This window comes from Stenotrophomonas sp. ZAC14D2_NAIMI4_7, assembly GCF_003086675.1.
GTDB lineage: Bacteria > Pseudomonadota > Gammaproteobacteria > Xanthomonadales > Xanthomonadaceae > Stenotrophomonas.
Map to the genome: position 1 here is coordinate 498078 of NZ_CP025995.1, position 24648 is coordinate 522725.

The 24648-nt window shown below is 60.1% G+C and carries 24 protein-coding genes; 8 read left to right on the forward strand and 16 right to left on the reverse strand.

Features of this window, described 5'->3' with window-relative positions:
* Window position 1: 1 nt before the first annotated feature.
* The 6 genes from C1922_RS02225 to C1922_RS02250 form a co-directional block, all read right to left on the reverse strand.
* The gene (locus C1922_RS02225) at window positions 2–2275 is read right to left on the reverse strand and encodes a hypothetical protein (protein ID WP_199912216.1); all 2274 of its coding nucleotides are present in this window, start codon (window positions 2273–2275) and stop codon (window positions 2–4) included.
* A 54-nt stretch (window positions 2276–2329) separates the two neighbouring features.
* Window positions 2330–3847 carry a hypothetical protein gene (locus C1922_RS02230; protein ID WP_108748292.1) on the reverse strand — a complete coding sequence of 506 codons (1518 nt, stop codon included), beginning with the start codon at window positions 3845–3847 and terminating at the stop codon, window positions 2330–2332.
* Window positions 3844–5523 (reverse strand): hypothetical protein, encoded by a 1680-nt coding sequence (locus C1922_RS02235; RefSeq protein ID WP_108748293.1) that lies wholly within the window; start codon window positions 5521–5523, stop codon window positions 3844–3846. The genes C1922_RS02230 and C1922_RS02235 overlap by 4 nt, the downstream gene beginning before the upstream one ends.
* A 192-nt stretch (window positions 5524–5715) precedes the next feature.
* A complete protein-coding gene (locus C1922_RS02240; RefSeq protein WP_108748294.1) occupies window positions 5716–7104 on the reverse strand; it encodes an XVIPCD domain-containing protein in 1389 nt (462 codons plus the stop codon).
* A gap of 2 nt (window positions 7105–7106) precedes the next feature.
* The gene (locus tag C1922_RS02245; RefSeq protein ID WP_234413442.1) at window positions 7107–7973 is read right to left on the reverse strand and encodes a hypothetical protein; all 867 of its coding nucleotides are present in this window, start codon (window positions 7971–7973) and stop codon (window positions 7107–7109) included.
* Window positions 7974–8098: 125 nt separating this feature from the next.
* Entirely contained in the window at window positions 8099–8338 is a 240-nt protein-coding gene (locus C1922_RS02250) for a hypothetical protein (protein WP_199912217.1), read from the reverse strand.
* A 147-nt stretch (window positions 8339–8485) separates the two neighbouring features.
* Between C1922_RS02250 and C1922_RS02255 the strand changes: the two genes are divergently transcribed.
* Complete coding sequence (locus C1922_RS02255) at window positions 8486–9088, forward strand: hypothetical protein (protein ID WP_108748297.1); 603 nt, start codon at window positions 8486–8488, stop codon at window positions 9086–9088.
* Between the two features lie 111 nt (window positions 9089–9199).
* Window positions 9200–9865, forward strand: coding sequence for a hypothetical protein (locus tag C1922_RS02260; protein WP_108748298.1), 666 nt, complete (start codon window positions 9200–9202; stop codon window positions 9863–9865).
* Between the two features lie 16 nt (window positions 9866–9881).
* Here the strand turns inward: C1922_RS02260 and C1922_RS02265 are convergent, their stop codons facing one another.
* From C1922_RS02265 to C1922_RS02305, 9 genes are all read right to left on the reverse strand, one after another.
* The gene (locus C1922_RS02265; RefSeq protein WP_108748299.1) at window positions 9882–11318 is read right to left on the reverse strand and encodes an XVIPCD domain-containing protein; all 1437 of its coding nucleotides are present in this window, start codon (window positions 11316–11318) and stop codon (window positions 9882–9884) included.
* Window positions 11315–11800 (reverse strand): hypothetical protein, encoded by a 486-nt coding sequence (locus tag C1922_RS20330; RefSeq protein WP_159091839.1) that lies wholly within the window; start codon window positions 11798–11800, stop codon window positions 11315–11317. Before C1922_RS20330 ends, C1922_RS02265 begins: the two co-directional genes overlap by 4 nt.
* 429 nt (window positions 11801–12229) lie before the next feature.
* Window positions 12230–12445: a hypothetical protein gene (locus tag C1922_RS02270; RefSeq protein ID WP_199912218.1), complete on the reverse strand. Its 216-nt coding sequence runs from the start codon at window positions 12443–12445 to the stop codon at window positions 12230–12232.
* 78 nt (window positions 12446–12523) lie between these two features.
* Entirely contained in the window at window positions 12524–13423 is a 900-nt protein-coding gene (locus C1922_RS02275) for a hypothetical protein (protein WP_108748301.1), read from the reverse strand.
* A gap of 957 nt (window positions 13424–14380) precedes the next feature.
* Complete coding sequence (locus C1922_RS02285) at window positions 14381–15052, reverse strand: hypothetical protein (protein ID WP_108748303.1); 672 nt, start codon at window positions 15050–15052, stop codon at window positions 14381–14383.
* 11 nt (window positions 15053–15063) lie between these two features.
* A complete protein-coding gene (locus C1922_RS02290) occupies window positions 15064–15564 on the reverse strand; it encodes a hypothetical protein (protein WP_108748304.1) in 501 nt (166 codons plus the stop codon).
* A 294-nt stretch (window positions 15565–15858) separates the two neighbouring features.
* Window positions 15859–17244 (reverse strand): NAD-dependent succinate-semialdehyde dehydrogenase, encoded by a 1386-nt coding sequence (locus C1922_RS02295; protein ID WP_108748305.1) that lies wholly within the window; start codon window positions 17242–17244, stop codon window positions 15859–15861.
* A 50-nt stretch (window positions 17245–17294) separates the two neighbouring features.
* Window positions 17295–18056, reverse strand: coding sequence for a hypothetical protein (locus C1922_RS02300; protein WP_108748306.1), 762 nt, complete (start codon window positions 18054–18056; stop codon window positions 17295–17297).
* A gap of 196 nt (window positions 18057–18252) precedes the next feature.
* Window positions 18253–18744, reverse strand: a complete 492-nt coding sequence (locus tag C1922_RS02305) for a hypothetical protein (protein ID WP_108748307.1) — start codon at window positions 18742–18744, stop codon at window positions 18253–18255.
* Window positions 18745–19170: 426 nt separating this feature from the next.
* Between C1922_RS02305 and C1922_RS02310 the strand changes: the two genes are divergently transcribed.
* Window positions 19171–19788, forward strand: coding sequence for a hypothetical protein (locus C1922_RS02310; RefSeq protein WP_234413444.1), 618 nt, complete (start codon window positions 19171–19173; stop codon window positions 19786–19788).
* A 15-nt stretch (window positions 19789–19803) separates the two neighbouring features.
* Window positions 19804–20781, forward strand: coding sequence for a lytic enzyme (locus C1922_RS02315; RefSeq protein WP_234413446.1), 978 nt, complete (start codon window positions 19804–19806; stop codon window positions 20779–20781).
* 38 nt (window positions 20782–20819) lie between these two features.
* On the opposite strand, the gene C1922_RS02320 is transcribed toward C1922_RS02315, so the two are convergent.
* The gene (locus tag C1922_RS02320) at window positions 20820–21443 is read right to left on the reverse strand and encodes a hypothetical protein (protein ID WP_108748309.1); all 624 of its coding nucleotides are present in this window, start codon (window positions 21441–21443) and stop codon (window positions 20820–20822) included.
* A gap of 205 nt (window positions 21444–21648) precedes the next feature.
* Between C1922_RS02320 and C1922_RS02325 the strand changes: the two genes are divergently transcribed.
* From C1922_RS02325 to C1922_RS02340, 4 genes are all read left to right on the forward strand, one after another.
* Entirely contained in the window at window positions 21649–22293 is a 645-nt protein-coding gene (locus C1922_RS02325) for a DUF1629 domain-containing protein (protein WP_108748310.1), read from the forward strand.
* Window positions 22294–22570: 277 nt separating this feature from the next.
* On the forward strand, window positions 22571–22819 hold the full coding sequence (locus tag C1922_RS02330) for a hypothetical protein (RefSeq protein ID WP_108748311.1): 249 nt from the start codon (window positions 22571–22573) through the stop codon (window positions 22817–22819).
* 41 nt (window positions 22820–22860) lie between these two features.
* On the forward strand, window positions 22861–23502 hold the full coding sequence (locus tag C1922_RS02335; protein ID WP_108748312.1) for a DUF1629 domain-containing protein: 642 nt from the start codon (window positions 22861–22863) through the stop codon (window positions 23500–23502).
* A 500-nt stretch (window positions 23503–24002) separates the two neighbouring features.
* Window positions 24003–24635 (forward strand): DUF1629 domain-containing protein, encoded by a 633-nt coding sequence (locus C1922_RS02340; protein ID WP_108748313.1) that lies wholly within the window; start codon window positions 24003–24005, stop codon window positions 24633–24635.
* Window positions 24636–24648 lie beyond the last annotated feature (13 nt).

Consider the following 24648-nt stretch of genomic DNA (forward strand, 5'->3'; position numbering starts at 1 on the left):
ATTAGCGCCAGAATCGCGCGCTTCCCTGCTCGCGCAGATCCGCACAGAGTTCACGTGCCTTGCCGGCAGACTTGCTCAACCCATGGCTTTCCAGCACGCCTGCGACCGCATCAAAGGCATCGCGTAGCCGCTTGGTGTCTTCGCCACGCAGCTTGGGCAGGATCTTGGCATACACAGAGTGATCCAAGGCTTGGGCCGCAGTGAGAGCGCCCCCTTCCACGCCGGCTTCCACGTAGCCCAGCACATCAGCAATAGTGCGCCAGCCGAAGTGCAGTCGAACGGCACGCAGCGGCGTCATCAGTGCGTTCAGTACAGCTTTTACCTGTGCCAGTGCCTCTGCTCCCAGCACCGAAGATGTCCAGCCGGGGTAGTCGTCCACCGGTATGTCCCAGAACTCGATCACGGCACTGCGGTCCAGCACCTTGTCACTCAGCCCATGGGTGGTCTCGTCCATGTTCACCGTGCCGATGATGACCAGGTTGGACGGATAGTCGATGTGTCCGGGCACATCGCCAACTTCATCCCCAAGCGCATGCAGCTCAACCGCATCGCCGCTCTCCATGGCCGACAGCAGGGGCGCCAGGTACTGCTCGGGATGGGAGAGATTCATCTCATCCAACAGCACAACGTAGGGACGGTCAGGATCTGCAATCGCACGCAGCAGGAACTCCAGGAAGCCGGTGCGCATGTACACATCGGTGTCGATCGGATTGACATAGCCAAGCAGGCTGCTCGGGTCATGCCACCCCGGTTGTACGGCAACAATGTGGTACCCACGCTGCCCTGGATCGGCCTCAGCCACGCCAGCCCACAGTGCCTTGGCATAGCCCAGAGCAAGTTGTGTCTTGCCGGCGCCGCTCAACCCGGTCAATACGGCGAAGTGGCGGCGCGGGTGTCTGCGGTTCCACAGCCCGGCGTGCAATTGCGCAATAAGACTGGGATCGAAAGCCAGATCGGCGGGGAACGATGCGGTGATCTCGCTAAGCGAGGGCAGGTTCGACCAGAGGTCCTCAACTTCATCGACGGGCGAATCCGTCCGTACCTCGTCGGCATCCTTCACTACGGGGGACAGCTCGCCAGGTGTCCAATGGATACGGGACGCCCACGCACGCCCCCGCTGGGTCAGGTGCAGGACCTTCCCGGCATCCAGCTCGGCCAGTTCCATCCCCTTGATCCAGTTGATGAGCACGGTCGGGGCGAAGTTGCTGGTCCAGCCAGGATTGACCTTCTGTAGACGGCTGATCGCCTGCTTCTGCGGAAGGGGGGCCTGGTTGAGCATGTAAAGGAGATTGTCGAAGCCCAGGATCTGGGTGAGCAGCCAGTCAGAGACCTCCTCTGTTTCGCCCGATTCCAGGAAGGCCTCGCCTCGCGGTGTCAGGAACAGATCGTCGCCAGACGAGCGCAATGCACCCCATTCAGCGATCAACGCGTTCAAGTTGGTACCCAGCGAGTTGGTCGCCAGCTTTGGATTCACCGAGCGGATATGTTCAAGGAAGTCCGCACGCTTGCGCCCTCCCTTGGCAAACTCCAGCATCGCCAGCACGCTGGCAACCGATCCGTTGATGGCCAGCATGCCGCGCCGGCGGCGGCCGGCGGGTAGCGGGTTGAGCCGAAGGTCACCAGCGGACTCGCTGGGAAGCTCAGTCGCCTCGCTGCCATTCTCCTGAACGTAGTGCACGTACAGGACCCACGGAAGGGTCATGCGTTCCTCGCGGCTGCGGAATACGATGCCAGCGCTATCCAGCCGCTGCAGGATACGTTGATGCAGCTCGGTGCGGTGGTCGGAGCCAATGCTCAGCCCCAACGCTCTGGCTAGGCTTTTCAGCTTCTGATAGTGCGCAACGGTGGTGAAGTCCTGCGGCCACAGCGAGGCGAAAACACGGTACTGCTTCAGTCTGGGCTTGCGGTCAGTAAGCGCTACGACCATCGCGCTAACTTCTTCCCACGCCGCGCCCAGCCAAGCAACACGCTCGCTGAAGGAGTCGGGCAACTTGGCTTGCTTGAGTGACCAGAGCTTCTCGGCGATTTCCTTGTTGGCAATGACGGCAGACACATCAATGTGGCCCTGCCCGGTAGCCGCGATGGTCTGGACTTCCCAGAGTTGGTGTTGGAAGTCGCGCCCGACGAACGTGTCGTAGTCAGCGGCTTCCACATGAACAAGCCATTCGGCTACGCGCGAGATCCAGCTATCCAGGCTGTGCCCATTCCGGTGTAGCTCCAGCGCTCGTGCGCTAGCTTCTCGCAGTCCGGCGTCACTAATCACATCAAAGGCCATTGCAGCCATCCCCTTGGCAGATCGAACAGAATTCACAAAAAGGCCCGTGCGCGCTCATGCCCGCAGCAGGCGTGCGTACTCGGAATCCAGGTACTCATCAACGGCGTCGTGATCAAGGCTGCCGGCGGCGATGAGTGCCTTCGTTTCAGTCAACGACACACACCCGAAGCGCACCCATGCCACCATGTTTCCTCTAAGTAGGAAGCCAATGATGTCGCCGCCAGAGCGTAGTGCTGCGTCGCCGACATCCACCAGGCAGAGGCTGCCATGGCTGACGAGCAGCATTCTCCGAAGCTCGGGAATGCTGCCAAATGGCATGCACTGCGACAGCGGGCGGTTATGCACCGCCCACTGCTTAACCACCCAGGTAATGCGGGTTAAAACTTCGGTCAGCATCACCGGTACTGCCATCGCCAGGCCGTGGCGGAAATCATAGCCCTGCTCGAAAACCCTGACCGCGATGGTGGCGAAGGTCTGCCTGTCTTTACCGAAGCTTCCTACATTCACAAACTGAAGAAGAGAATAGAACGGCATCGGAATGCCGGACCCGCGCCCCTGCGCCCCAGATGACCCGGCAACATCAGAGAACAAGTGGCCGATCCAGTTGACGAAACCGGCGAAGATCTTTGCCGAAAGCGTTCGGCCTTTCAGCTCGAAGGTCTCCGTATCCACCGAGACCAACTTCCCATCGGAAACGAAGTGCGCGGTGCTGCAGAACTGATCAAGGATGGAAAAGAACAGGCCGACCAGGTCAGGCGAATGACCAAGGCTCTTGATGTGGTGGTTGCGGGTGCTCATCTTGAACAGACCGCCAACATCGCCACCATGTCGGTGGTCATAGTTGATACCAAAGGTCCGCTCAAGCCAGCCTATCGCGCTTCTTGTAGGATCGCTGCCTTCGGCGGGGCCCTGCCAGCCCATCAGGCGGGCAAATTGCCGTACCGCCGCGTCAACAAAGGAGTCAGCTGCCTCGCCCAGTGGGCTGGCATCCGCGCCTCCTGTTGCGCTTGCCGCTCCCACAAAAAGCACATCGACAAGGCCGCCGATTACGCCGCAAGCACCTGCCAGCATGTAGTCGTACTTGTCACAGTCCGCGGCCTTCAACGAGAAGTCCTCGAGCACCATCTTCTCGAATGCCACGCGTTGACTGGGTGTCATCAGGTTTGCGAACGGATCTTCCTTTAGGTCGATCCTGTTCCGTGCCGCATAGGCAATCAACTGCGCCTCGTACTCCTCGTCGGAAGTGTCGGCAGAGATCAAAATGCCATCGATCAACGAGAGCGGCGCTATTGTTCCGGGCTGGGCATCGGGTTCGCAATGCAACTCGGCATGAATGTTGAGTGCGAGCTCTGTATCTTGCCCGGGGAAAAGCACAGAGGCATCGGCACTGGCAAGCATTGCTTCTGCCAGCGCAATGGCGTCGTCCAGCAGAATGTCCTGCTCGACCTGGGCCAACGCCATGGTATCCAGCACAGACGAGATGTTGCCGAGCTGTGCGTCGATTTCGGCGACCTGGTGCAGCTGGACACGCACGCGATTGCCGTGCGCATCCAGCTCTTCGTCCGGAGTCATGACCACAGGTTGGAAATGCCCCGGGTGGCCTTGCTGGCAAGATCTGTCACCTTGCCGGCAACCACATCGGACACACTGAAGTAACCAATCGCCTGGAACGACTGGGCGAGATCCTCCAACTCCCGAACGCCGTAGTCTGCCTTCAGTACAAGTCGTTCCACCTCGACGGTGGTCTCGTCCTTGGTCTCCTGCACCATGTGGGGCTCATAGTGGCTGATGATCCATTCCCCCAACTCCTGTCGGGTGGGGTCGCGTGTGAGGCTGCGAACCCGTTCCTCATCAAGATAGCGGGCGCAACTAAGCTTTGTTGCGCTGCTCTGTGCGGCCTCAGAACGCTCGTTAAGCACTTTGCCTGCGCCTGTAAGCTGGGTCATCAGCCGCATCAGCTTCTCGATCTTGTCGCTTTGCGCGCCGTGCATTTTGATCTGGTCATTCAGCCGAAGCGTGACGCTGTTAATGTCCGATACGAGCAGCGAAAGGGTCAGCTGGGTCTGCTTGATGACTTCCGCAAGCATCAGGCCCCTTCGCTTGAATCGGGTCAGTTCATTGGCCCCGGTCAGCTTGCGGATACCTGCGTACGTCCCGACGCCAATGAGTACAGCCACGCCAATGCCGGTGGCCATGCTGGAAAGGCCAAGGATGCCGCCCAAGCCCAGCGTGGCCAGCCCGGATGTCATGCCAGCCGCAGACATGCCAATGACAGACCCGGACAGATACACAGCAGCCAAGGGCGTGCCGACCGCGGCGGCCTTGGCTGACAGAAGCTTCATGGTTTCTGTCAGCTGATCGTCGGTGACATCCTCCTTCAGCATGTCGTGCTCGCTTTTGATCGCGAGTACAACCAGTTCAATGTCTGCCGCGGAGACGCGGAACAGCTGCTGGTGTAGATCGAGGAAGGCGAACTGATCTCGATAGCGCCCGGTCATGCAGTGATGAAGGTTGATGAGCTCCTTCACCAAAGAAACGTGGACCAGGTGAATCTGGCCATCCGGGCAGGCCTGGTCGAGGTCTGCAACCAGCTTTTCGACGAGCTCGCGCTGGTCGCTTGCAGCGATGTACACGCGTACAGCCATGCGCGATTCTTCGCTGAGATTCAGGCGCGTCATCAGCAGCATGAGCTCAGCGAACACTTTGTGGCCGAGCTCCTGCCGGTTCTCGTAGGCCGCGTTCACTGCAATCTTGACGTATGCCACCTTCAGCGACTCTGCCATGTCCTCGATGGGAATGGACTGGGCCTCTTCCTGGTGGTTCTCGAAGTTGCTGATGGCTTGCTGGAGAATATCGGCAAGCGGCGGCAGATTCAGGTAGGCGCCGCGGATATCGATACTGGCGCCATTGACCTGCGAAAGGCGGACCAGCTTATCCACCTTCCCGGCCTTGCCTTCAATGGCGACCTCGAGATACTGCGCGCTCAGCAGGTCGGAGTAGGGGAACCGCTGGGGCTTGCCCAACAGGGGGCGGTAGATGACTTGTTCGCCAGTGAACAAGAGGCCTTCCTTTGCGCTGCCGAGCAGGGTGTCGTCGTAGACCGCGACCACATTTCCCGGCTTTCCTGCGTAGTCAAAGGCGCCGATGGCGTTGTTGAGCTTCTTCTCTTCGATGTTCGGTGCGATGTAAATCCGCTTCGCGGAGATCTCCACAAGGCGTTCCCGAAGGAATACGTTGATGTTGCCCATATAAGCCCCTGTTGCGACAGATGATCTACCTGGCAGGGGGCGCTCATCCGAGCAGGGAGAGCAGGACCCGGCCTGGCCCCGTCAAGAGTGTGACGTGTTGCTCATCTTTAGAACATCAGATTTGTCTGATGTGGTGTCGGGATTAGCCTGACATCCATCAGGCTGCGGCCGGGGTTTGCTGACAGTGGGCGATCAGCCCATCCGCATGGAATACGATGGGGCCTCCTGGGCGCGTGCATCTTGGCTCTGCTGCTCCTTCTGCATCGCCAGCGCACGTTCCTGGCCGTCAACACGAAGCCCCTCAAGCTGCTGCATGGACTGCTCGACCGGCGTCTGTACCGCCAGCGCTGTCGGCATGGCCGCGCGAAGATGGGCCGGGTCTGCCGGGTCGCCCTGGATGGCGAAGACCGTGTGGCCAGCGGGGGCCTGGTGAGTGGCATTGCTGAGGGCGACGTGGTCCACCCGATGCATGCCCGCCTCGACGGCCTTCACGGTCAGGCTCGCCGCCAGCCTTTCGCTGGTTTCATCGAAGGGGCGGCCCAGCCCGGCGTCGATTTCGGCAACATGCTGCTTAATCTGCTGATGCAGTGCGGCGTTCTCGTGCCTCGTCGGCAGGCCTTGGGCGCTTGCCAAGGAGTCCTCGCGCAGGGGGACCTGTTCGGATGCCAAGGTCACCGGGCTCTTCATGATCGTCCGGTGCGGATCGTCGGGATGGAACGCATGCGACTTCTGCTGACGCTCGAGGCGGAGTTCCCGTGTCTCATTGAGCCGATCAATGGTCTGTCGATCGGTTTCCTCAATCGTGATCTGCCCCAGTGCACGGGCGACGGGGCTGCTTGCCTTTACGGCTTCACCCGCGCCCACCCGCCATTGGTCCTGTTCCGGCGAGTATTCATGCATCCGGATCTTGCTGCCGATGTGATTCGGGTCGACGCTCGCTTCGCTGATGCTGGCCAACGCGCCTGCCCTCAGCAGACTAGCACTGTAGGCCGCAGCGTCTGCAGGCTCCATGTACTGAGCAACGTTGACCACGGTGTCCTTACCGCGGATGACGCCATACGTAGAGTTGTCCAGCATGCTCTTCCAGATGGCCTGTGTCGCCTCCGTGCCACCCTTTGCATAGGCGGCCTCAAGCAGAAGTCGGGGTGTCCAGCAGTTTGGGTCGAGCTTGTGATCCTTGAACGCATCGTCATGCGCTTGCTGCACGCGTGCTACTGGCAGATTGAGGGCGAGGTCAGGCCGGTTCTCCTCCATCATCTTCTGACGCTGTTCCAGGTCCCTCAACAGCAGCGTTTGACCGAAGTCGTCCCACTGCCTTTCGCTCAGAACGCGGTTAGCGAAGCCGCTGCCCTTGCCGTGCTGGTCCGCTGCAAACTCCTGGGCATAGCTGTTGGCGGTGGCGCCGGGCATGTTGTCGTTGCGCACCACGCCCAAGGCCAGCTTTCCGTATCCATCTGACCCTTCATGCTGTGCCAGGTAGTTCCAGTAGAGCTCGCGATTTCCAGACTTCGCGTAGGCGGTCAGAACATCAATATCGCGTTGGCTCAGGCCGGGGGCGCCAGTTCTTCCTTGAGCGTTCATTGTCAGGACCTCTTGTATTTGGCAAGGGCGGTGCGCACAGCAGACTCGATGCGCTTCCAGTCTTTCAGGATGACCCGCGGATAGGTTGCAGTGATCGAGATGCTGTCCTCAACATCCACGAAGTAGTGAATGCAGCCGGCTACCCGGCTGTCTTCCGTGTCGGCCAGTCGATCACCGGAGATGGTGAGGCCGTCGGGGAAGTGAGCTTCGCTCTCGCACTTGATGAAGGTGGTAAGTTCGCCATCGCCATTTCGAGCGACGTACCAATCCTTCTCCATGCGCAGATTGCGGGGCTGGGGCATCTTCGTTTCCTGCTCCAGTGTCTTCTGGAACGCAGGCATCAATGCTTCGTTGATTGCGTAGGGCACCAGGCCGAAGCGCTCTGGCTGGGGTATCCGCAGGTCAAGCCGTTCGGTTGGGTCGTTGCGCAGTACCGATGTCGGCGTCGAGGTTTGCTCCGTGCTGGCATAGCGCTCCAACAAGCCTCTGATAGGGGTGCGATCAATATGCTGCAGGCCAATGACCACAGAGCGCTGGAAGTCTTCCATCGAACGATCCGGGCGGGTGCCCGGTGGGGCGGGGCCCAGGTCGGGCCACAGAACGGTCAGCCCAACGCTGCCATCAAAGTACGGGCCGATCTGGTTGTCGTAGTAATTGGCGGGGAACATGAATCGGTGCGGACCGATCCTGGCCTCCACAGGTTCAGTGGTATACGTGTGCCCTTTGATCGTGCGGCGCACGCTGGGATCTTCGCTCATTTGAGCCTCCTTGCTTTGCGTTTCCATGGATGAGGAATTCATACATCCGCCGGCGCCCAGTGCCAGCACTACCGTGACAGCACAGCGTAAGCTGAAAGCAGCAATCTTCATGGAGTCAATCCATCGCTCATCTAGCTGAGAAATATACGTGCCGTGCGGTCGGCGCGTCGACCACTATCGACATGATTTCTCTTTCAATGGATTCCAGATGAGGTCGAAGGAATTCAGTTATCCATTCAGCAAGCCGATTGCGTCACTTTTTTAACACTGACGCCCAACCCAGGGCGCGGCCAAAGCGCATCGTCTCGCTCCAGGTCGTAGTCACTGCCAAACGCCAACGCCGCCTCGCGCGGCGGCAGATCGGCGTAGCAGCCCAATAGAGAGGCATCCATGCCAGCATCCTGGTGGTCGATGGCGAACAGGTAGCGAAGCTCGGCATCGAAGGCGGCCAGCCAAGTGGGGTCGATGGGTGTCATGGTCATGGTCGAAGAGGTGGGCCCCCAGCATCGGTGAGGCCCGTCTCGTGGGCCAGGACTGGGCTCGTCTAGCCCCGTTACGCTCAATTGCGGAACCCCATCCGATCAGCGATGCTTCACGCAGGACAGGGACGAAGGGGGATTTCCATGGAAGGCATCGTCAACAAGCTGGTCGATCTTGCTGGCGACCAGTTTCTGGTGCCCGTCGCCCTCTGCGCGGTGTTGGTATTAATCTTCAGATGGCTGTCGGGCTTGAATCATCAGCGTACTTCAGCCCGGAAGGACTTCCTTGAGTTGTTCCGTGAGGAGAGTGCCAAGGATGACCTCTGGCTCTCCGTTGCCATCAGGCACCACTGCGGCGTCTATCTGCCGGTCTCCGTCATCCGCAAGCTGTGCGCGCTAGATCAACCCGCACTTGCCATCGTGGATGTTGCCAACGCTTGGGACCTTGTTGAGATTGATGACGCTACAGTCGAGATTCGTTGGCGCCGGGAATGGTTCGGTAATCCCAAGACCAGAAAGATCATTGCCGTAGTGCTTATGGCTGGTTACGGCGTAGCCGCCATGGTGGCCTTCCTGCTTGGCTACATCCTCGTTATAGGCAAGGTGACCGCCAGCGCTTCTTTTGGCTATTGGCTCTGGGTGATTATTGGCGTTGCCGTGGCATGGCGGTGCCTTTCTCAATCCGATCTTCTGCTCAATGGCGGTAAGAGCTTGGAGCGTTGGCTGGGGATGACATCACGTTCATAGCAGGACGTGATGTTCAGATAGCGCTCAGTGCGGCCTGGTCCGTGCTCCGGTCGGTCGACTGTTGCCCCTTCAGGCATCGCTACTCGGCCCAGGGAAATGTAGGGACTCAGCATGACGGAACATTTGCTCAACCGATCTGCATTGCTTCGGCAGGCACTGCTCGCAACCGTGGACTACCCACTGGCCGACAACGGCGTGAGGTTCCGGACTTCACTGGATGCGACGGTACTGAGCCTGCAGCATGCAGACGCGGTCCGCCTGCTGATGGAGGAGAGGCTTGAGTCCTCCGCGGCTGCGATGTTGCGCTGTCAGTTCGAGGCATTCGTCCGCGGCGTTTGGCTGCTTCACTGCGCATCCGACGATCAAGTTCAGCTTCTTTCATCATCGCCCCAAGAAGATCAGGGCGAGGGCAAGGCACTTCCGATGCTGAGCAAGATGTTCGAATCGCTAGCCCAAATGCCCGAAGTGGCCAATCTTGTTCCATTGCTGGAGGAACTGAAGAAACATGCGTGGGACGCGCTGAACTCATTCATTCACGCCGGTGTGCACGCGGTTGATCGAAGCCGCGCAGGTTTCCCATTGGAGCTGGCCGTGAATGTCGTGCGTTACAGCAACAATCTGCTGATGATGGCAGGACAGCACATGGCCATCCTCACCGGGGTCCCCGGCCTGCAGGGCGAGGTTCGCAGGCTCAGCGACGTGTATGCCGACTGCCTGTTGCTGGATGAAGGGCGTCGCCGAGCCGCCGAAGCAGCAGCGTCAGCGCCACGGTCCTAACGAGCCTTCGTTGGCGCTACAGCGACGGCGAGGAGACTCGCTGCTGCTGATCTTGCGCCCGCTGCATCTCGGCGGCCTGCTCCCGCTCCTGCCGCTGGCCAAGCGCCTCCACCTGGCTCATGCTTTCCTGCACAGGCCGCTGTGCAGCCTCTGCGGTGGCGACATGCGTGCGCATGGCAGCGGGGTTGGTCAGGTCACCCTGCACCACAAAGATGTTATGTGCGCCTGGTAAGTTCTCAGTCTGTTTGCTCAGCAGGATATGGTCTGCACGCGTGATTCCGGCGCCTTTGGCCGCAGCCAACAAACTGGCTGACAGGCGTTCACTAGTTTCGTCGAACGTGCGGCCGTTTGCTCTATCCAGAGTCTCGACCTTGCCGCGTATCTGGTCAAACAACGCCTGGTCGCCTGCACTCAGTAGACCTGGGGATCGAGGTGCTTCGCCCACAGCACGGTCAGCCTTCTCCCCTGGAACTCGCGTCAGACTACTGGTGTTGTTCAGCTCGATCCGGCCATATCCGTCTTTGCCGAGGTCGATGATCGGAAACACCTTCATCTTGCCAAGGTCCAGGCCATTGCGCTCCAGCTGACGTGGGTCCAGCCCTAGCTCACGTAGATCTACCCGGATCTCGGCAGGGGGCCTGCCTTTCCAAAGCGCTTCGTAGCCTAGTGCAATCGAGGAAATCGCTGAGGCGCCGTAGTAGTTCCGGTAGTCCGAATCCCCCTTTCTGCCCAGACTCGCCGGTCCGTCATAGAAGCATTTCTCAACTGCAGGCGTAAGGTTCGGGCCATCCTTATGGGGCAGCGTTGCCAGATCCTCGTAGCTGATGCCTGCGGCCAGTTGCGGAGCGTGTCCGGATCGATCAATGCAGCGCGATGTTGAACTTCGAGCTAGTACGAGTTCCAGTTCAGCGTCTGATGCACCGGGAGAGAAGTTCCTGATCCGGCTGTTGAGGGACCGTAAGCCACTGATCTCGGCCATCGCCTCTTCCTTTCGCCCCCAGTCAAGATACGGTCGTGCCTCTGCAGTTACATCGACACGCTCATCAAAATTTTGACGCGCCCGGGTCATCGCGGCGCCATAAGCAAGCCTGAAATTGGAGAGCGCCTCATCGCGATAGGGAGTCAGAACGCCATGCATGGCCTCGTGGCCCAGCACTTCGGTAACCACACCTAGACGGGCAGGTCCACTCCATTCGGTGAAATTGGTTGCACTAATGTAGACGGTACCAGGTTGACCATCCTTGCCGGCCTCAAAATGACCGCCGTTGTGTTCGCCATGGGAGACCTTGATCGCACCAATCTGACTCTTTTCAGCAGCGTCACCCAGGAGCGCATGAAGATAGGGAGATTCGACGATGGCCTGGCGAATGACATCCTCCGCCCCCTTCGGTAGTCGAGGATCCCTGGAAAGATTGCTGAGCAAGGGTTCTACGCGTGCATCAACTGCCTTCATGGCACATCTCCCGTGAACTGTACTTCGTAGACACACGTCTCATGCGTGGGTGCGCCTGCAGAGTAGGTCAGTAGATCAGCATAGAAAACCGTGCCGCCGTCAGACGAAGTGCGGCGGTATTGCTGTAGGCGCCCTCTCTGGAAGGCGCGCTCGCCTCCACGCGTATAACCGCTCTCCAACAGTGCTTTTCCTGCAGCAGCGGAGGTCCAGAAGCATGGAGCGTGCGGGTCATCCGTGAGAGGCTTCCCGCCGGGTCTGAAAACGGAAACCCCGTGATAGGGCACTTTCATGCCGGCCGCCAGGCCGACATAGCTGGCGTAGAACGCATAGCCGTCAGCCATCGGTTGATTCTCAGCCTTGCCGCCCGCGCGCCCCGGCTCGAACGGCGTTAGCGTGATCTTCATGGCCTTGGCGAACGCATCCTCCGAAGCATCGGCGGTTTCACGCAGCGATGCTGCGTAGGCAACGAGGCGCTGTTGCAAGGTGGCGGCATCGAGCGGCTGCGATAGTGCGTGCGCGCTTAGTGCCTGCCTTGTAACCGGTGAGACGCTCGCTGTATGGGCCGTTGTGTCAGCTGCGGGGGTACAGGCGGTGACCATGGTGGCCAGGGCAGAAAGGCCTGTAGCACCAACGTAGCGGAGGGCCCACGCCGATGTGTGCCGGCTGCAAGCCCAGCTGCGCGGCTTCGAAACCAGGGCAGGCAGAGATTTCATCCAGAGGCGTCCAGCGTGCATCAGCGCGTCCCATGCGGTGGTCGCCCTCACTATAGGGGGCGTTTAGCACGTGGTTCCAGAGCAGCCGTGCACACTTCTACGCTGAATACGCAGGTCTGTTTGTGAGACCGGTCGGAAACATGAAACGGTGCGGGGCTGTTGGTGTCCTTGAGCATGGTGCCGATATCGTCACACTACTCAGCTGTGCAGCACCAATCCCGGCATCGGCCACAGCAATGGCGTCCGGGCCAGATCGTAGTCATTGCCGTAGGCCATCGCCGCCTCGCGCGGCTCCAGATCGGCATAGCAACTCAGCAGGTAGGCATCCATGCCCGCCTCGCGGTGGTTGGTGGCAAACAGGCTCAGCAGGGCGTGATCAAATTCTTCCAGCCACTCGGCGTCGATCGGGGTCATGGTCATCCTCCTTGGGGGAGGGGAGGATGACGTGGCGGTGTCTCATGGGCTGGGACGGGGACCTGCCGAGGGTCCTGGTCAGTCCACTCCGGGCTCAACCTTGAATGCAAATTGCAACGTGATCTTGTGACTGCGCAGCAGCGCCCGAACGGCTGATTCAAGACGCTGCCAGTCACGCAGCATCACGCGTGCATAGCCCATCTCAATGGTGATGTTGTCGTCCATGTCCACCATGGAGTGGCGGCACATTGCGATCCGCTCTGCACCTGTAGATTCCAGTGCGCTGCCTTGCACCGACAACCCGTCGGGCACCCGATCGGCGGGGTCACAACTGATGAACGTGGTCAGTCTTCCATCGGTCGAGCGCGCTACATACCAATCGGGCTCCAGCGCCGGCTTACGCCGATAAGGCACGCCAAGTTCAGCCTCCGAATCCTTCACGTAGGCATCCATCAGTGCGGGATTGATCGCATAGGGCGTCAGCCCCCAACGCTCGGCTTGGGCGTCCCGCAATTCCAGGCGTTGGGCCGGGTTGCGGCTGCGCAGTGAACCCGCTTCGGCCGTGGCATCGTTGCTGGAGCGTCGGCCGAGGTAGTCAGCGATCGGCACGCGATCCAGGTAGTTCAACTCGATCAGCACCTGCCGCTGGCTGTCCTCCACCGAACGTACCGGGCGGTTGCCCGGGGGCGCGGCACCGAAGTCAGGCCAGAACACGGTCAGCATCACCCCGCCATCGGGGTGCGGACCGGTCTGGTCGTAATACAGGTTGGCCGGGAACATGAAACGATGGGGGCCCAGTCGGGCCTCTACCGGCTGCGTCGTGTAGGTGTGGCCGCCTACGGTACGTGAGCTCGATGCGTCTTGAGACAGGGTGCCGTCGGAATCCCTTTCCGTGGATGGTGCCTTGGCACACGCGGCGGCGCCGAGGGCGGCCACCAACGCGGCGCAGGCAAGCCGGCGAACCGGTACGTTGCTCATGGGCGAGTTCTTTGCGCTCGATCGTGACCATTATGGAGAGTGCTTCGCTCCATGGCGACTAGACAGGTGTGACGGGCGTCTGGATATCCCTGCATGCGGGAATGCACTGTCGAAAATAGCGCAACCATTCTTCACCGAGGTGTATAAGAGATCGTCAGGCATAGCCCTGGTAGCCATTTGATGCAGCAACGAGGGACCGCAATGCTTCCACAAGGAAGAACACTGCTCTGCTTGGCCATGACCGTGTGCATGGCATTCGTCGCCGGTTGCAAGTCCGAATACCGGCCCCAAGCGGAAGCCCATTCAGCAGCGGCCCGGTTGGACCAGGCGCCGCTGGTCAGACCGTTCCCGCTGGTGGCAATGGATAACCCAATGGTGGTCGAATTCACGTTGCCCCCCCCCCTGGGAACAGTGGGTCATCCACCTTGTTGCTTGGCATTCGTGTGCGCGGAGAGGATGGACTGAAGTCCCTCGATGCCGATAGCGAAGTGCGCGACCTCGGGCTGCCTGCCCAATTGAAGCTGGAGCGTCTGGACGGACTGCAGCCCACGGTAGTTCCGTTGGTGCGAGTGGAATCGGTGGCAGGTGGACCAGCTCGGATTGAGCCTATTGGGCCCACGGGCCACGTCGCCGGCGGCTGGTTGGATAACGTCGATCATCAGTCTCTGCAATCTGCGGGACTGCAGCCCGCTGGCAGCCACTACACCCAGGTGGCATTGGCTTGGGCCCAAGGACAAGCACCCGGGAGGTACCGGTTGAGCATCCAGCTGCTTGCGCCCGACCGGAGGTTGTCATCGACGCCGGCCGAGCTGCTGGTGGCCTATGTAAACAAGTCGAAGTAGGAGAGATTCATGGACGACAAGTACACCGTAACGATCTACGTCGCTGCGCCGGGAACGCCATTGTTGGCGGGTGGAACTGGGCCGGCCAGAATTTCGTAGACGCCTCAGCGGCACTTCAGCCAACCTCGACTTGCTGCTGCGGAACAAAAAGACGGGCCAGGAGTACAACTCCATTGCGTAGCTGCAGGCTGTCTTCAGGTATCGCGATGCCGAGTTGCATCAATGAATCAGCCCGGGAAACAGCGGCGTAAAGAATGCTCTCAAAAGTGCTGGGTTGATTGGAGAACACGTTCAGCAGTCCCTGGGCGACAGCGCGGATGAAGGGTACGGGATCGTCTGAATTCTCGATCCTCTCCTTGAAGCGCAAGATGGACTCCAGTACTTCACTGGCGCCAAGTTCCAGTGTGTAAATGCGCTCGTGTCCGCTGCTCTGAACCGAAAGCGCTTCGGTGCCGAGGATGCCGAGCGAAGCAAGCCGCTCTCCGCCACGACGGAAGGTGTATTGGTACTCAATGGCTTCGCTTCCGTCGGGCAGGGTTGCCGGCAGAACCCGTGGAAGGCCTATTCTTACCCCAGTCGATGGATCGAATGCGGAGTTGGAATCCGGCACGAACTCAATGGACATTCGATCTCTCTGTGGGTGACGGTTGTATCGCGGCTTCACTCTGCCAGCGTCCGCCTGCAGGCAGTGTCGCTGCCCAGCGTCCGGTTTCACGTCATGGGCCGCAATGCCGATGCTCGCGAGGACGGTGGTCTTCACAAGATTATCGACGATGAACTCGCTCATGGCATAGCACCTCAGTTGCCGAGCACAGGAACGTCGATACTGGCCAGTACAATGGAACCGTCGTCTCCCTCAGTGAAGTTTGCAGGCGCCGGGACGTGCGACTCCATCAGTGCCTGTCGGCTGGTCACCGCCAGGTACCGTAGGACCTCATCATTGTCAGTACGACCGGCGAATGACATTGCGAAGCCTTGTGCAAGGCCTTGGAGATAGGTGAAATCGTCATCAAGGCTACCTAACCTCTGCTTGTAGCTCAGCATGGCGTGGATGACCTGAGGTTGCCTGAGGTCAAAAACGAAAGAGTGGACCGGGCCACCCGAATCTTGGGACGTTTCATTCCACCCATTGAAGCCTACCCCGCCAACCCGCGTCTCGCCTCGATAGATGGCGAACTGATACTCGGTTCCGCGCCGGCCGTCTGCCAGGACAGTCGGTTCGATTCTTGGGCGAGGGATCCTCGTTTCGCTGACCGGATCGAGCGAAGAGTAGGGGTTGGCATGGAAGTGGAAGGGCATCTCAGTTCCTGCGTTCCGTGGGGGACTACCGACAATGATCCGTCGAAGGGACCAATTCTCGTACACAAGCATAAGCAGGGCGTCGGCATCGAGACCTGCCCGGCCGCCCTTGATGCGGAGTTACGAAGCGTACCTGCTGTACCCCGCACTCCGGCTCGCGGGCGCACTGGACTGCTCCCTGGTCCACACATTCAGCCAGCCATTGCCTGGCACGGACTGCCTCCGCCTGCCTGCTAACGCATCCATGTGATCATCCGGCCAGGACTGCAGTGCGAAACGGGGACGGCCCCCGCATCACGCCCCCGCCGGCAGCGTAATCGACTTGATGTTGACGAATTCCTTCAGACCCTCCGGCCCATGCTCACGCCCGTAGCCCGATGCCTTCACCCCGCCGAAGGGCAGGGTGGGGCCGGCCACGTTGAAGCCGTTGATGCAGACCATGCCGGTATCGAAGTACGTGGTGGCCAGCTCACGCGCGCGCTTCACATTGCGGCTGAAGATGCCGCCGCCCAGCCCGTAGCGGCTGTCGTTGGCAATGCGCATGGCGTCATCATCGTCCTTGGCCTTGATGATGGCCGCAGCGGGCCCAAACAGCTCGTCCTCATACGCCACCTGGCCCGGCGCAACATCGGCCAGCACCGTGGCCGGGTAGAACCAGCCGGTCTTGGCCGGCACATCGCCACCCACCACCAGCCGCGCGCCCTGGGCAACGCTCTTGCTCACCTGCTCATGCAGGGTGTCACGCTGGGCCTTGGACACCATCGGACCGAGCTGGGTCTTGCTGTCGTTCGGGTCGCCCATGCGGATCTGCTCGAACTGCTTTGCGTACGCCTCAACAAACGCGTCGTAGTTTTTCTCGGTCACGATGAAGCGCTTGGCATTGACGCAGGTCTGGCCGTTGTTGAACAGGCGCCCCTTCACGCAGGTCTTTACCGCCAGTTCCAGGTCGGCATCGTCCAGCACCAGATAGGCATCGTTGGAACCGAGTTCGAGCATGGTCTTCTTCAGTGCCTTGCCGGCCTTCTCCGCGACCGTGCGCCCGGCCTTTTCACTACCGGTAAGCGTTACCGCGCGCACCAGGTCGTGGTCGATGATGGCATCGGACTGGTCATGGCTGATCAGCAGCACGCCGAACAGCCCCTTGGGCAGGCCGGCTTCCTCGTACAGGTCGCGCAGGAACAAGCCGCTGCCGGTGCAGCTTTCGGCATGCTTCAGCAGCACGCCGTTGCCGGCCATCAGGCTGGCGACGGAGTAACGCACCGCCTGGTAGGCCGGGAAATTCCACGGCTGGATGCCGTACACCACGCCGATGGGCGAATGGGTCACGATGCCCACGCCATTGGCCGAGGGACGCTCCTCATCGGCCAGCACCGTCGGGCCCTGCTCGGCGGTGTACTCGCAGATGGCCACGCACAGATCCACCTCGCTGCGGCTGTCACCGATCAGCTTGCCCACTTCGTTGGTCATCAGCTGGGCAAAGGCTTCCTTCTTCTCTTCCAGCTTGCGGGCAATGGCGGCCACCACCGCGGCGCGCTCTGCCAGGCTGCGCAGGCGCCACTGCAGGAAAGCCTCGTGGCAGGCCTTGACGGTGTCCGCTGCCTGCGCGTCGGACATGTAGGCGTAGGTATCCAGCACCTGTTCGGTAAGCGGGTTGATGGTCGTGAGCTGTTGCTTGGTCATGGTCAGGTCCACCTTGTCTTGGGGAAGGGAGGGCGAGGGTAGTAGGGGCGTCAGCCGTAGCGACGGCGATGGCGGTGCAGCGCACCCTGCAGGTTGTGCAGGGCCTTCAGCATTTCGTCGCGCCAGCCATGGGCGGGCAGCTCGCGCACCGCCGAATGGGCGGCACAGACGAACGGGGTGCCCGCCCAGCGCTCGGCCAATGCGCGGGCCCAGCGATCAAACGCATCAGCGGCACCGGCGCGGGCCTGCAGGGCACGCGGCAGCGTGGGGTGGAACTTCAGGCGCGACTGCGGCAGCCACCTGCCCAGCGCGCCGGGCGCTGCCAGCACGTTCAGCGTGTCATCCACGTGGACAATGCCGCTGTGGCGGTGGCGGACCAGCACCGAACCGGCGTGCACGCTGTCACTGGCCGGCATCAGATCCAGACCCGCAGGAATAGAGAAATCCAGGTCGTCGGCAAAGTCGGCCTGGGTGGACACGTCCTCGATCACGTGCGGATCCCACGGCAGGTGCGGCGCCCGCTGCAGATGACGGCGGGTGCCGATCAGGCGGCCAGCGGGCAGCAGCCGGTGCAGCGGCTCGCAGTGCAGGGTGTGGAACGGATGCACGTTGATGATCGCGTCCACCAGTGTGCCGCCGGCGGTAAGGCCGAGCAGGGCCTGACGCTGGGCGTCACTGGGGGTGTAGCTGTCCAGCACCAAGAAGCGGCCATTGCTGCGGCGGAGTACGGAAAGCTGCGTACCTACGTCGAGCAGCCCGGCGACCTTGAAGGTGCCGCGCAGGTTCCAGAAATCGGGGGCGAGTTGCTGCATCAGGATCAGATGGCGAGGCTTTGGAGGCCATCGCTGGGGTCTGCTTGGGGGTGTGACTGATCGTGCGCAGGCTGCGATTCCAGCGGCGTGAAAGCGGGTGATGGGGATGTCAGGGGCGGCGGGGGCTTTGGGGTTCGCCCCCTTTTCATAGACGCATACCAAGGGCGCCTTGCCGGGCCCTTGAGGCGTTTCGTCCTCAATCCCTTGGCGGAATCTCCAGGCTGGCGAGAAGCAGGTAGCTGTCCAGCGAATCCAGCACGTGATGCGCGTTCGCGCGCACCCCCGCGCCGGCCAAGGCATCGTGGGTGGTCAAGGCGACGTAGCGAACGGTGATCGGTGAGCTGACGCCGGAGCCAGCAGCCGCTAGCAGCGCATGAACGATCCTGCGCAGAAACGAAAAATCGTCCTCGGTGCTACCCAGTGCTGATTTCTTGCTGAGCAAGCATTTCAATGACTGCGGATGTGTGAAATCGAGCGAGTAAATTTTCTCCCGACCCCCCTCTTCGCTGAAGGGCCAATCAAGTCCTCCTTCCGCCCCCGCGACCCCTCCGCGCTCGTCGTTGCGGGAGAACACATACCAATATTCTGCAGGTGATGGCCCGCCGCCCTGCAGGCGGGAGAGGCTGACCCTTACCACGTTCTGCATCTCGGCTTCTGATTTCGCATCTGGATAGAACGTACTTGGCATGTTTTGATCCTTCATGGTCGTTGATGCGGTGCCGGCGACTATCGCCGCATCCAACTGAGCATCTGGAAGCATCCTGGGTCGGAAGATAGAGATTCCGCTCCGTTCTACTACGGTGGACTTTCTCGGGCTTCGAAGTTGAACGGCATGACAGTGTCCATCATCAGGTCCATTCCAGTGATGGAGCCACTATACGGATACGAACAGGTCTCCTCCCACCGCTCACGCTTCTCACGAGTCGCGATTGGCTCGGATCAGGTCGATCCGTCGACACGTTCCAAGGCAGAGAGACCCTTCGCGTACGAGTAACAGAGACGCAGCGCTCAGTCCCTGCCGTTCGGAGGCATCCTTCAGGCGTTCCACGGCATTGGGGTGTATAAACAAGCCGCGCGTTATGTTCGCGATGTATCTCCCCGGTCTGAGGTGAGGATGAGGAACCTGTTCAAGCAATGGATGCTGCCCTTGCCGCTGCTACTGGCCGCGTGCGGTGGCAAGCAACCTCCTGTCTATGGCGATGGTTTCCCGGTCGCCAAGCCGATGGATCTTGTTCACGCAGGCGCCGCAGTGGAGGCGCGGTTCGAGCTGCCGCCGCCTTGGGAAGATGACCCCCGGCCTCGGACATTCCTGATTGGCTTCCGCACGGGCGGCCCACCGGGGCGCCCAGACATGAAGCCCGGCGATGCGGATTTCCTGGACAAGGCGGAGCTGCCCCTACGAGTGCAGTTGTGGAAGGTGGATGGGAGCGATGAGACGCCGGTGGTCCTGCATCGGCTCAACCCCTCGCCAGTGCCCGGAAGCCCCGTCTTCATTCAAGCAAAAAGTGACGTTTTTCCGCTGCGCTCGCCGACAGGAGCCGATTCAAACAGCTTGGTAAAGGTCGGAAAATACGACATGTCCATGGCCTATCGCCAATTCGAGGTGGCCAGTGCGACAGCCGGGAGCTTGTCGCCTGGACGATACCGTCTGCAGGTGACAAACCTGCAGGAGAATCCGCGCATCGCACATCTGAAGGTTGAGCTTCTTGTTGCCAACTACAACGTGAAGTAAGACATGGAGAGTCAAATGCAGAACTCATCCCAGGCTGGTACCGGTGGCGTGGCACACGCTGGAGAGGGCAAGGGCCCCTATACCGTGACTGTGTATCTGGCAGCGCCGGGTACCACGGTGGCGAACCAGGACGGATCGCTCCATTCCTCCTCCGCTGGCCACGCGTACTTCATGGTATCCAATTCGAAAGACAAGCATGGCTATGGATTCTCTCCAATCAGTACCGGCGTCATGGGTCCCGGCCAGGTCGTAAAGGACGAATACAAGACGTATCAGAATCCGCGCTACGCCTATCGGTTGGAGATCACCGAGGAGCAGTATGAGAAGTTGAAGGCGTACGGCGAGGCTGGAATCAATAGAAACGAGAGACAGTTTGGCTTGTACTACAACGGAGCATCGAACAGCTGCGTCGACTTCGTATGGACGGGCCTGCGTCAAGCGGGACTTCGGCCAAAGCTCGACAGTCCGGACCGGGACTTCGATGGGACGATGAAGGTGCTGCCTAATTTGGATGCGCTGAAGAGCATTCCCAAGCCATTCCCCAGTAGCACGCTCAACACGCTTGAGGAGAATCCGCTTCCGAAGAAGCCAACGCGCTTGCAAAGGCTGTTGACCGAGGTGGAAGGTCAGCAGTCTCCTGAGCGAATTGCACTCTCGAAGGACTCGCAACAACTGTTTGATCGCATGCGCTCAGAGCTGGCGACCACCGTTAGTGATGAGCAGGTGCTTTCTGCCGTCAACGCGGCAAGGGAAGCCGGCATACAGAAACCAGATCAGTTGCGTGAGGCGGTGCTTCACGACGGGAAGGTTTTTGTCATGGGCACGACACCCGGATATCGGGCGATGGTCGATCTAAGCCAGCCGCAGCAGATGTTTGCCGACGAAGTGAATCGCAGCCAGCAGATCGATGTGCAATTGGCTGAGCAACGTCAGCAGGAGAGCCAGCAGCGCGATGCAGGCGTGCAGACGGCGGGAGGCATGCGCGTGGGGTGAGCGAACTGAAAGGCTGGCGTGGTTTGGTCGTGAGGTTCTCAATTTTCAGGTGCAGTGTAGAGATTGCGTGACCTGCGGTGGTTGGGCTCAATGTCTACCTCGACCCCCATGGTGCGCGCCAGCTGCCTCACCTGCGGGTCCAGGCTTCTGGCCAGTTCCGCATCGCCCTCGATCATGATCAGCACGCGGTTTTCGCCGGGAAAGCCCGAGATGCCTGTCACCCCTGGAATCAAGCTGAAGATCAGCGGATTGTTCCGTTTCAGTATCCGACTGAACTCCGCTTCCGTGTGCACGTTCCCGGTCTCGAACACCACGCGCGTGCTTCCGCTTTCGGTCTTCACTACCCGGTTAGGCACCGGCTCAGTTCCGGTCAGTTCCACGAAGATGTGCTGATCGGGTGCATGCCGCAACGAAAGGGAGGACAGGCGGACCGCGAACTCGTCCCTGAGCGCTTCGAACGTGGGATTGAGTTCGCCTTGGATGGCGAGCCGTGTGATGGCGTCATCGATCGAAACGCTGGGGTTTTCAGTGATGTAGTTGCGGGTAACGATTTCCATTTCCGCGTCCAAATCTGCAGCGGCAGCGGCGGCGGAGGTCTGGGCATGGGTTGTTCCGCAGAACAGCGCGAGGGTAGTTGCCCATATCAGTTGTCTTCCTTGCATGTTGAACTCCTTGAAATTCCTGGCCTTTGCTGGGGGCTATGGCCCCATCCGCAAGGCCAGAGTACCTTCCGGCGCTGGACAGGGTTGTGTTCGAGTTCTCAGGCCGGTTACTTGAACAGGGGGAGCTGTTCGATATGAATACCTCTTCCAGCAACTTCCAGCTGCAATTAGGCTGGAAGCCGGTATTCAGGGGAAGATGAGAAGTATGGAGCCATCGAAGTCAAACCTGCCCAAGCGTGGGGAGTTTTTCCTGCTGATGCCTGACACAACTCGTGGCGGGAGGGGGCATGGCGTGGTGTTCGAGAATGTCAAAAACCTTAGGGTTCCTCCACGGCTTGTTCTCCGTCCTGAGGGAGGGGGATTTCCTCCGTTGATCGAAAAGCCGCTACTCGTCTATTCGCCCAAGAAGGGTGAACCTCCGGAGGACCTCGAGGGGGGAATGAGTGGCTACTGGCTGGTCTCGGCCCGCCTACGTGACGTTTTCGTCTCATTCGACCCGGACGCATTTGAATTTGTGGCGTGCGACTACAGGCTTGCTGATGCCTCCAAGGGGCCAAGCTACTTCCTATGTGATGTTACTCGCGTCTTGGACGCGGTCGATGAAGACGCTTCAACATTTCATGTTGTTCGAGACCAAGGCTATCCAGGAGGCAAGTTCTACGACCTTCGAGGAGGAAGCTCTTTGGCGTTCCGCAAGGATGTGATTGGAGCCTCGCATATTTTCCGGACGCCTTACTCAGGAAATCTGGTGTTCTGCGACAGCGCACTGCGGATTGCGGTTCTGGCCGCTGGAATCGGTGGCGGGGAAATATCCCGAGGGCTGTGGTTTACGGACGCAACAGATATCTGAAGCTGCAAGAAGAACTCTGGCCTCCGCCGGGGGCGATGGCCCCCAGCCGCAAGGCCCGAGTACCTCCCTGTGCTGGGCACGGCTGTGTTCGAGTTCTTAGGCCGGTGCCTTGGAGACCTGGCCCGGTGATGGGTTCCCCGCCGTGGCGGGCGCGGGGTGTGACGCAGGTCCGTTCCATATAGGATTTCATTGCATTCCGATTGCCCGAAGGCCCAGCCCCGAGTAAAAAGAGGCCGTTGCTGGCCATCTTGCCGGGTGCCCATTGGAAGGGAGAAGCATGTCCAATAGTGATGAACAGGAAGGGCTGTTCGACCTGCAGCTGATCATTGGGCCGACCATCGTTGCCGGCAGCCCACTGCTTCGGCGTCTGGACGTGGCCGGAGCCTTCGATATGAATGCCTCGCAGAACCGGCTCTACCTGCCTGCCGAGGCGGCCGCGGTCGCACGGGCAGTGGGCGCTGTGCGGGACTTGCAGGACATTATGAAAGTCGCGCTGATCAATGGGGATCTGGTGCTGGCCGTATAGAAGCGGGTTGCAGCGCTACAGGGATGCCAAGGAGGCACGCGATGGAGCCCACAGGCAATGGCCTGGCCGAGACGGGAGAGTACTTCCTCTTCGCGCCTGATCTGGAGACGAATCATCCTTTTCGAGGTACCGTCTTCGACAATGTGCAGGCGCTGCTTACGCCGCCCCGACTCATCCTGCGTCCGGAGGATGGTGGCTTTCCCGAGTTGCGCGAAACGCCGCGCATCATCTTTGACGCGTCTCTAGGGCCCACGCCGCGCGATCTGGAGGGTGGCTTCGATGGCTATTGGCTTGTATCCGAGCGTCTACGCAATGCCATGTGCGCAGTCGACCCGAAAGCGTTTGCATTTGTGGAGTGTGAGATCCGCATGCCGGACGGCGTGCGGGGACCGCGTTACTTCCTATGCGATGTCGTGCGTGAGCTGGACGCACTCGATGAGGAAAAATCCCGGCTGGACATAGAAGTGGGCGACGACTTCGTGAATGGAAAGTTCTACTCGATCACCGGTGGGGCGAGCGTGGCTTTCAACAGGAGCGCCCTGAGTGGCGCACACGTGTTCCTTACGCCGCTCAGTACGTTTGTCATCGCCGACCGCCGCTTCGTCGACGCCATCCGGGCGGCGGGGATTCCCAAGGCCACAAGGCTGAGCGGGATCTCCATCATCGATGCAGCACGCATCTGATCATCGTGGAGCGGGAATTAATGATGATCTGCATGGAATGGAGCCTTCGCGCATGAGTCAGACTGAGTGGTGCGAGTTCGTCCTCCTGATGCAGGATGCCAGCCGACGGGGAAGGGGGCATCGTGTGGCATTTGAGAACCTTCCAAGCCTGCGCACGCTTCCGCGCTTGATCCTGCGTCTAAAGGGCGGTGGCTTCCAAGCCATGGCAGAGGCGGCACTACTTAGGCGCTCGCCTGGAGCTTTGGTAGCCCTGTCCTCTGAAGTCGATGACTGTGTGATGAGGTTGTCGGAGTGCAATATGGCTGTCGCGATGCGACGAAAGTTCTATGCTTCAATGATGCTGCGCATACCTAGATTGTCATCCTTTAGCCTTCAAAGGTTGCCGGCGTCGTCGCTTGGATCGCTTCGCCTGACGGATTTCGATCTATATTGAGTTCTCCTCTGGTGCATCCAGGTTGGCGGTAAGCTTTTCTCTCTCGATTATTAGCTAGGACACCCCCATGACATCGAATGTTCCGAAGAAGGGCGAGTACTTCGAGTTGCGGCCAGATGCAAGGCGTCGCGGCAAGGGGCATGGCGTGATTTTTGTGAATGAATCGGAACTCAAGACGCCTCCACACTTTCTGCTGCGTCCGGATAGCGGTGGCTTCCCGGCTCTCCGCGAAGTTCCTCGTCTCGTGTACTACGAGAAGGAGGGGTGGCCGCCTCAGGATCTTGAGGCAGGCATGAGTGGGTATTGGCTTGTCTCAGCACGGCTTCGACATGTCATGGAGACGGTGGATCCCGCGGCATTTGCGTTCAACGAAACCGATTACCGCTTCGCCGACGGAGCAAGCGGAGATTCGTACTTTCTATGTGACGTTGTAAGAACGTTGGACGCGCTGGACGAAGAGTCATCTCAGTTGAAGATCATTGTCAGCGATGACTACGAAGAGGGTAAATACTATGGACTTACCGGCGATGTGCGTTTGGCGTTCAAACGGGAGGTCATTGGCGATGCACACGTGTTCCGCCTCCCGTACTACGAAGGTGTGTTCTGTGATCGCGTCTTCAAGGAGGCGGTAGAAGCCGCCGGAATAGTCACCAAGAGCTCCTCAAATGGACTCTGGTTCTACGACGCAGTGAACTGCTGATAGCCGCCTGAAG

Bases quoted from the DNA above. Each gene is read 5' to 3' on its own strand.
- C1922_RS02225 (WP_199912216.1), bottom strand. From the start codon at position 2,275: ATGGCCTTTGATGTGATTAGTGACGCCGGACTGCGAGAAGCTAGCGCA.
- C1922_RS02230 (WP_108748292.1), bottom strand. From the start codon at position 3,847: ATGACTCCGGACGAAGAGCTGGATGCGCACGGCAATCGCGTGCGTGTC.
- C1922_RS02235 (WP_108748293.1), bottom strand. From the start codon at position 5,523: ATGGGCAACATCAACGTATTCCTTCGGGAACGCCTTGTGGAGATCTCC.
- C1922_RS02240 (WP_108748294.1), bottom strand. From the start codon at position 7,104: ATGAACGCTCAAGGAAGAACTGGCGCCCCCGGCCTGAGCCAACGCGAT.
- C1922_RS02245 (WP_234413442.1), bottom strand. From the start codon at position 7,973: ATGAAGATTGCTGCTTTCAGCTTACGCTGTGCTGTCACGGTAGTGCTG.
- C1922_RS02250 (WP_199912217.1), bottom strand. From the start codon at position 8,338: ATGACACCCATCGACCCCACTTGGCTGGCCGCCTTCGATGCCGAGCTT.
- C1922_RS02255 (WP_108748297.1), top strand. From the start codon at position 8,486: ATGGAAGGCATCGTCAACAAGCTGGTCGATCTTGCTGGCGACCAGTTT.
- C1922_RS02260 (WP_108748298.1), top strand. From the start codon at position 9,200: ATGACGGAACATTTGCTCAACCGATCTGCATTGCTTCGGCAGGCACTG.
- C1922_RS02265 (WP_108748299.1), bottom strand. From the start codon at position 11,318: ATGAAGGCAGTTGATGCACGCGTAGAACCCTTGCTCAGCAATCTTTCC.
- C1922_RS02270 (WP_199912218.1), bottom strand. From the start codon at position 12,445: ATGACCCCGATCGACGCCGAGTGGCTGGAAGAATTTGATCACGCCCTG.
- C1922_RS02275 (WP_108748301.1), bottom strand. From the start codon at position 13,423: ATGAGCAACGTACCGGTTCGCCGGCTTGCCTGCGCCGCGTTGGTGGCC.
- C1922_RS02285 (WP_108748303.1), bottom strand. From the start codon at position 15,052: ATGAGCGAGTTCATCGTCGATAATCTTGTGAAGACCACCGTCCTCGCG.
- C1922_RS02290 (WP_108748304.1), bottom strand. From the start codon at position 15,564: ATGCCCTTCCACTTCCATGCCAACCCCTACTCTTCGCTCGATCCGGTC.
- C1922_RS02295 (WP_108748305.1), bottom strand. From the start codon at position 17,244: ATGACCAAGCAACAGCTCACGACCATCAACCCGCTTACCGAACAGGTG.
- C1922_RS02300 (WP_108748306.1), bottom strand. From the start codon at position 18,056: ATGCAGCAACTCGCCCCCGATTTCTGGAACCTGCGCGGCACCTTCAAG.
- C1922_RS02305 (WP_108748307.1), bottom strand. From the start codon at position 18,744: ATGCCAAGTACGTTCTATCCAGATGCGAAATCAGAAGCCGAGATGCAG.
- C1922_RS02310 (WP_234413444.1), top strand. From the start codon at position 19,171: ATGAGGAACCTGTTCAAGCAATGGATGCTGCCCTTGCCGCTGCTACTG.
- C1922_RS02315 (WP_234413446.1), top strand. From the start codon at position 19,804: ATGCAGAACTCATCCCAGGCTGGTACCGGTGGCGTGGCACACGCTGGA.
- C1922_RS02320 (WP_108748309.1), bottom strand. From the start codon at position 21,443: ATGCAAGGAAGACAACTGATATGGGCAACTACCCTCGCGCTGTTCTGC.
- C1922_RS02325 (WP_108748310.1), top strand. From the start codon at position 21,649: ATGGAGCCATCGAAGTCAAACCTGCCCAAGCGTGGGGAGTTTTTCCTG.
- C1922_RS02330 (WP_108748311.1), top strand. From the start codon at position 22,571: ATGTCCAATAGTGATGAACAGGAAGGGCTGTTCGACCTGCAGCTGATC.
- C1922_RS02335 (WP_108748312.1), top strand. From the start codon at position 22,861: ATGGAGCCCACAGGCAATGGCCTGGCCGAGACGGGAGAGTACTTCCTC.
- C1922_RS02340 (WP_108748313.1), top strand. From the start codon at position 24,003: ATGACATCGAATGTTCCGAAGAAGGGCGAGTACTTCGAGTTGCGGCCA.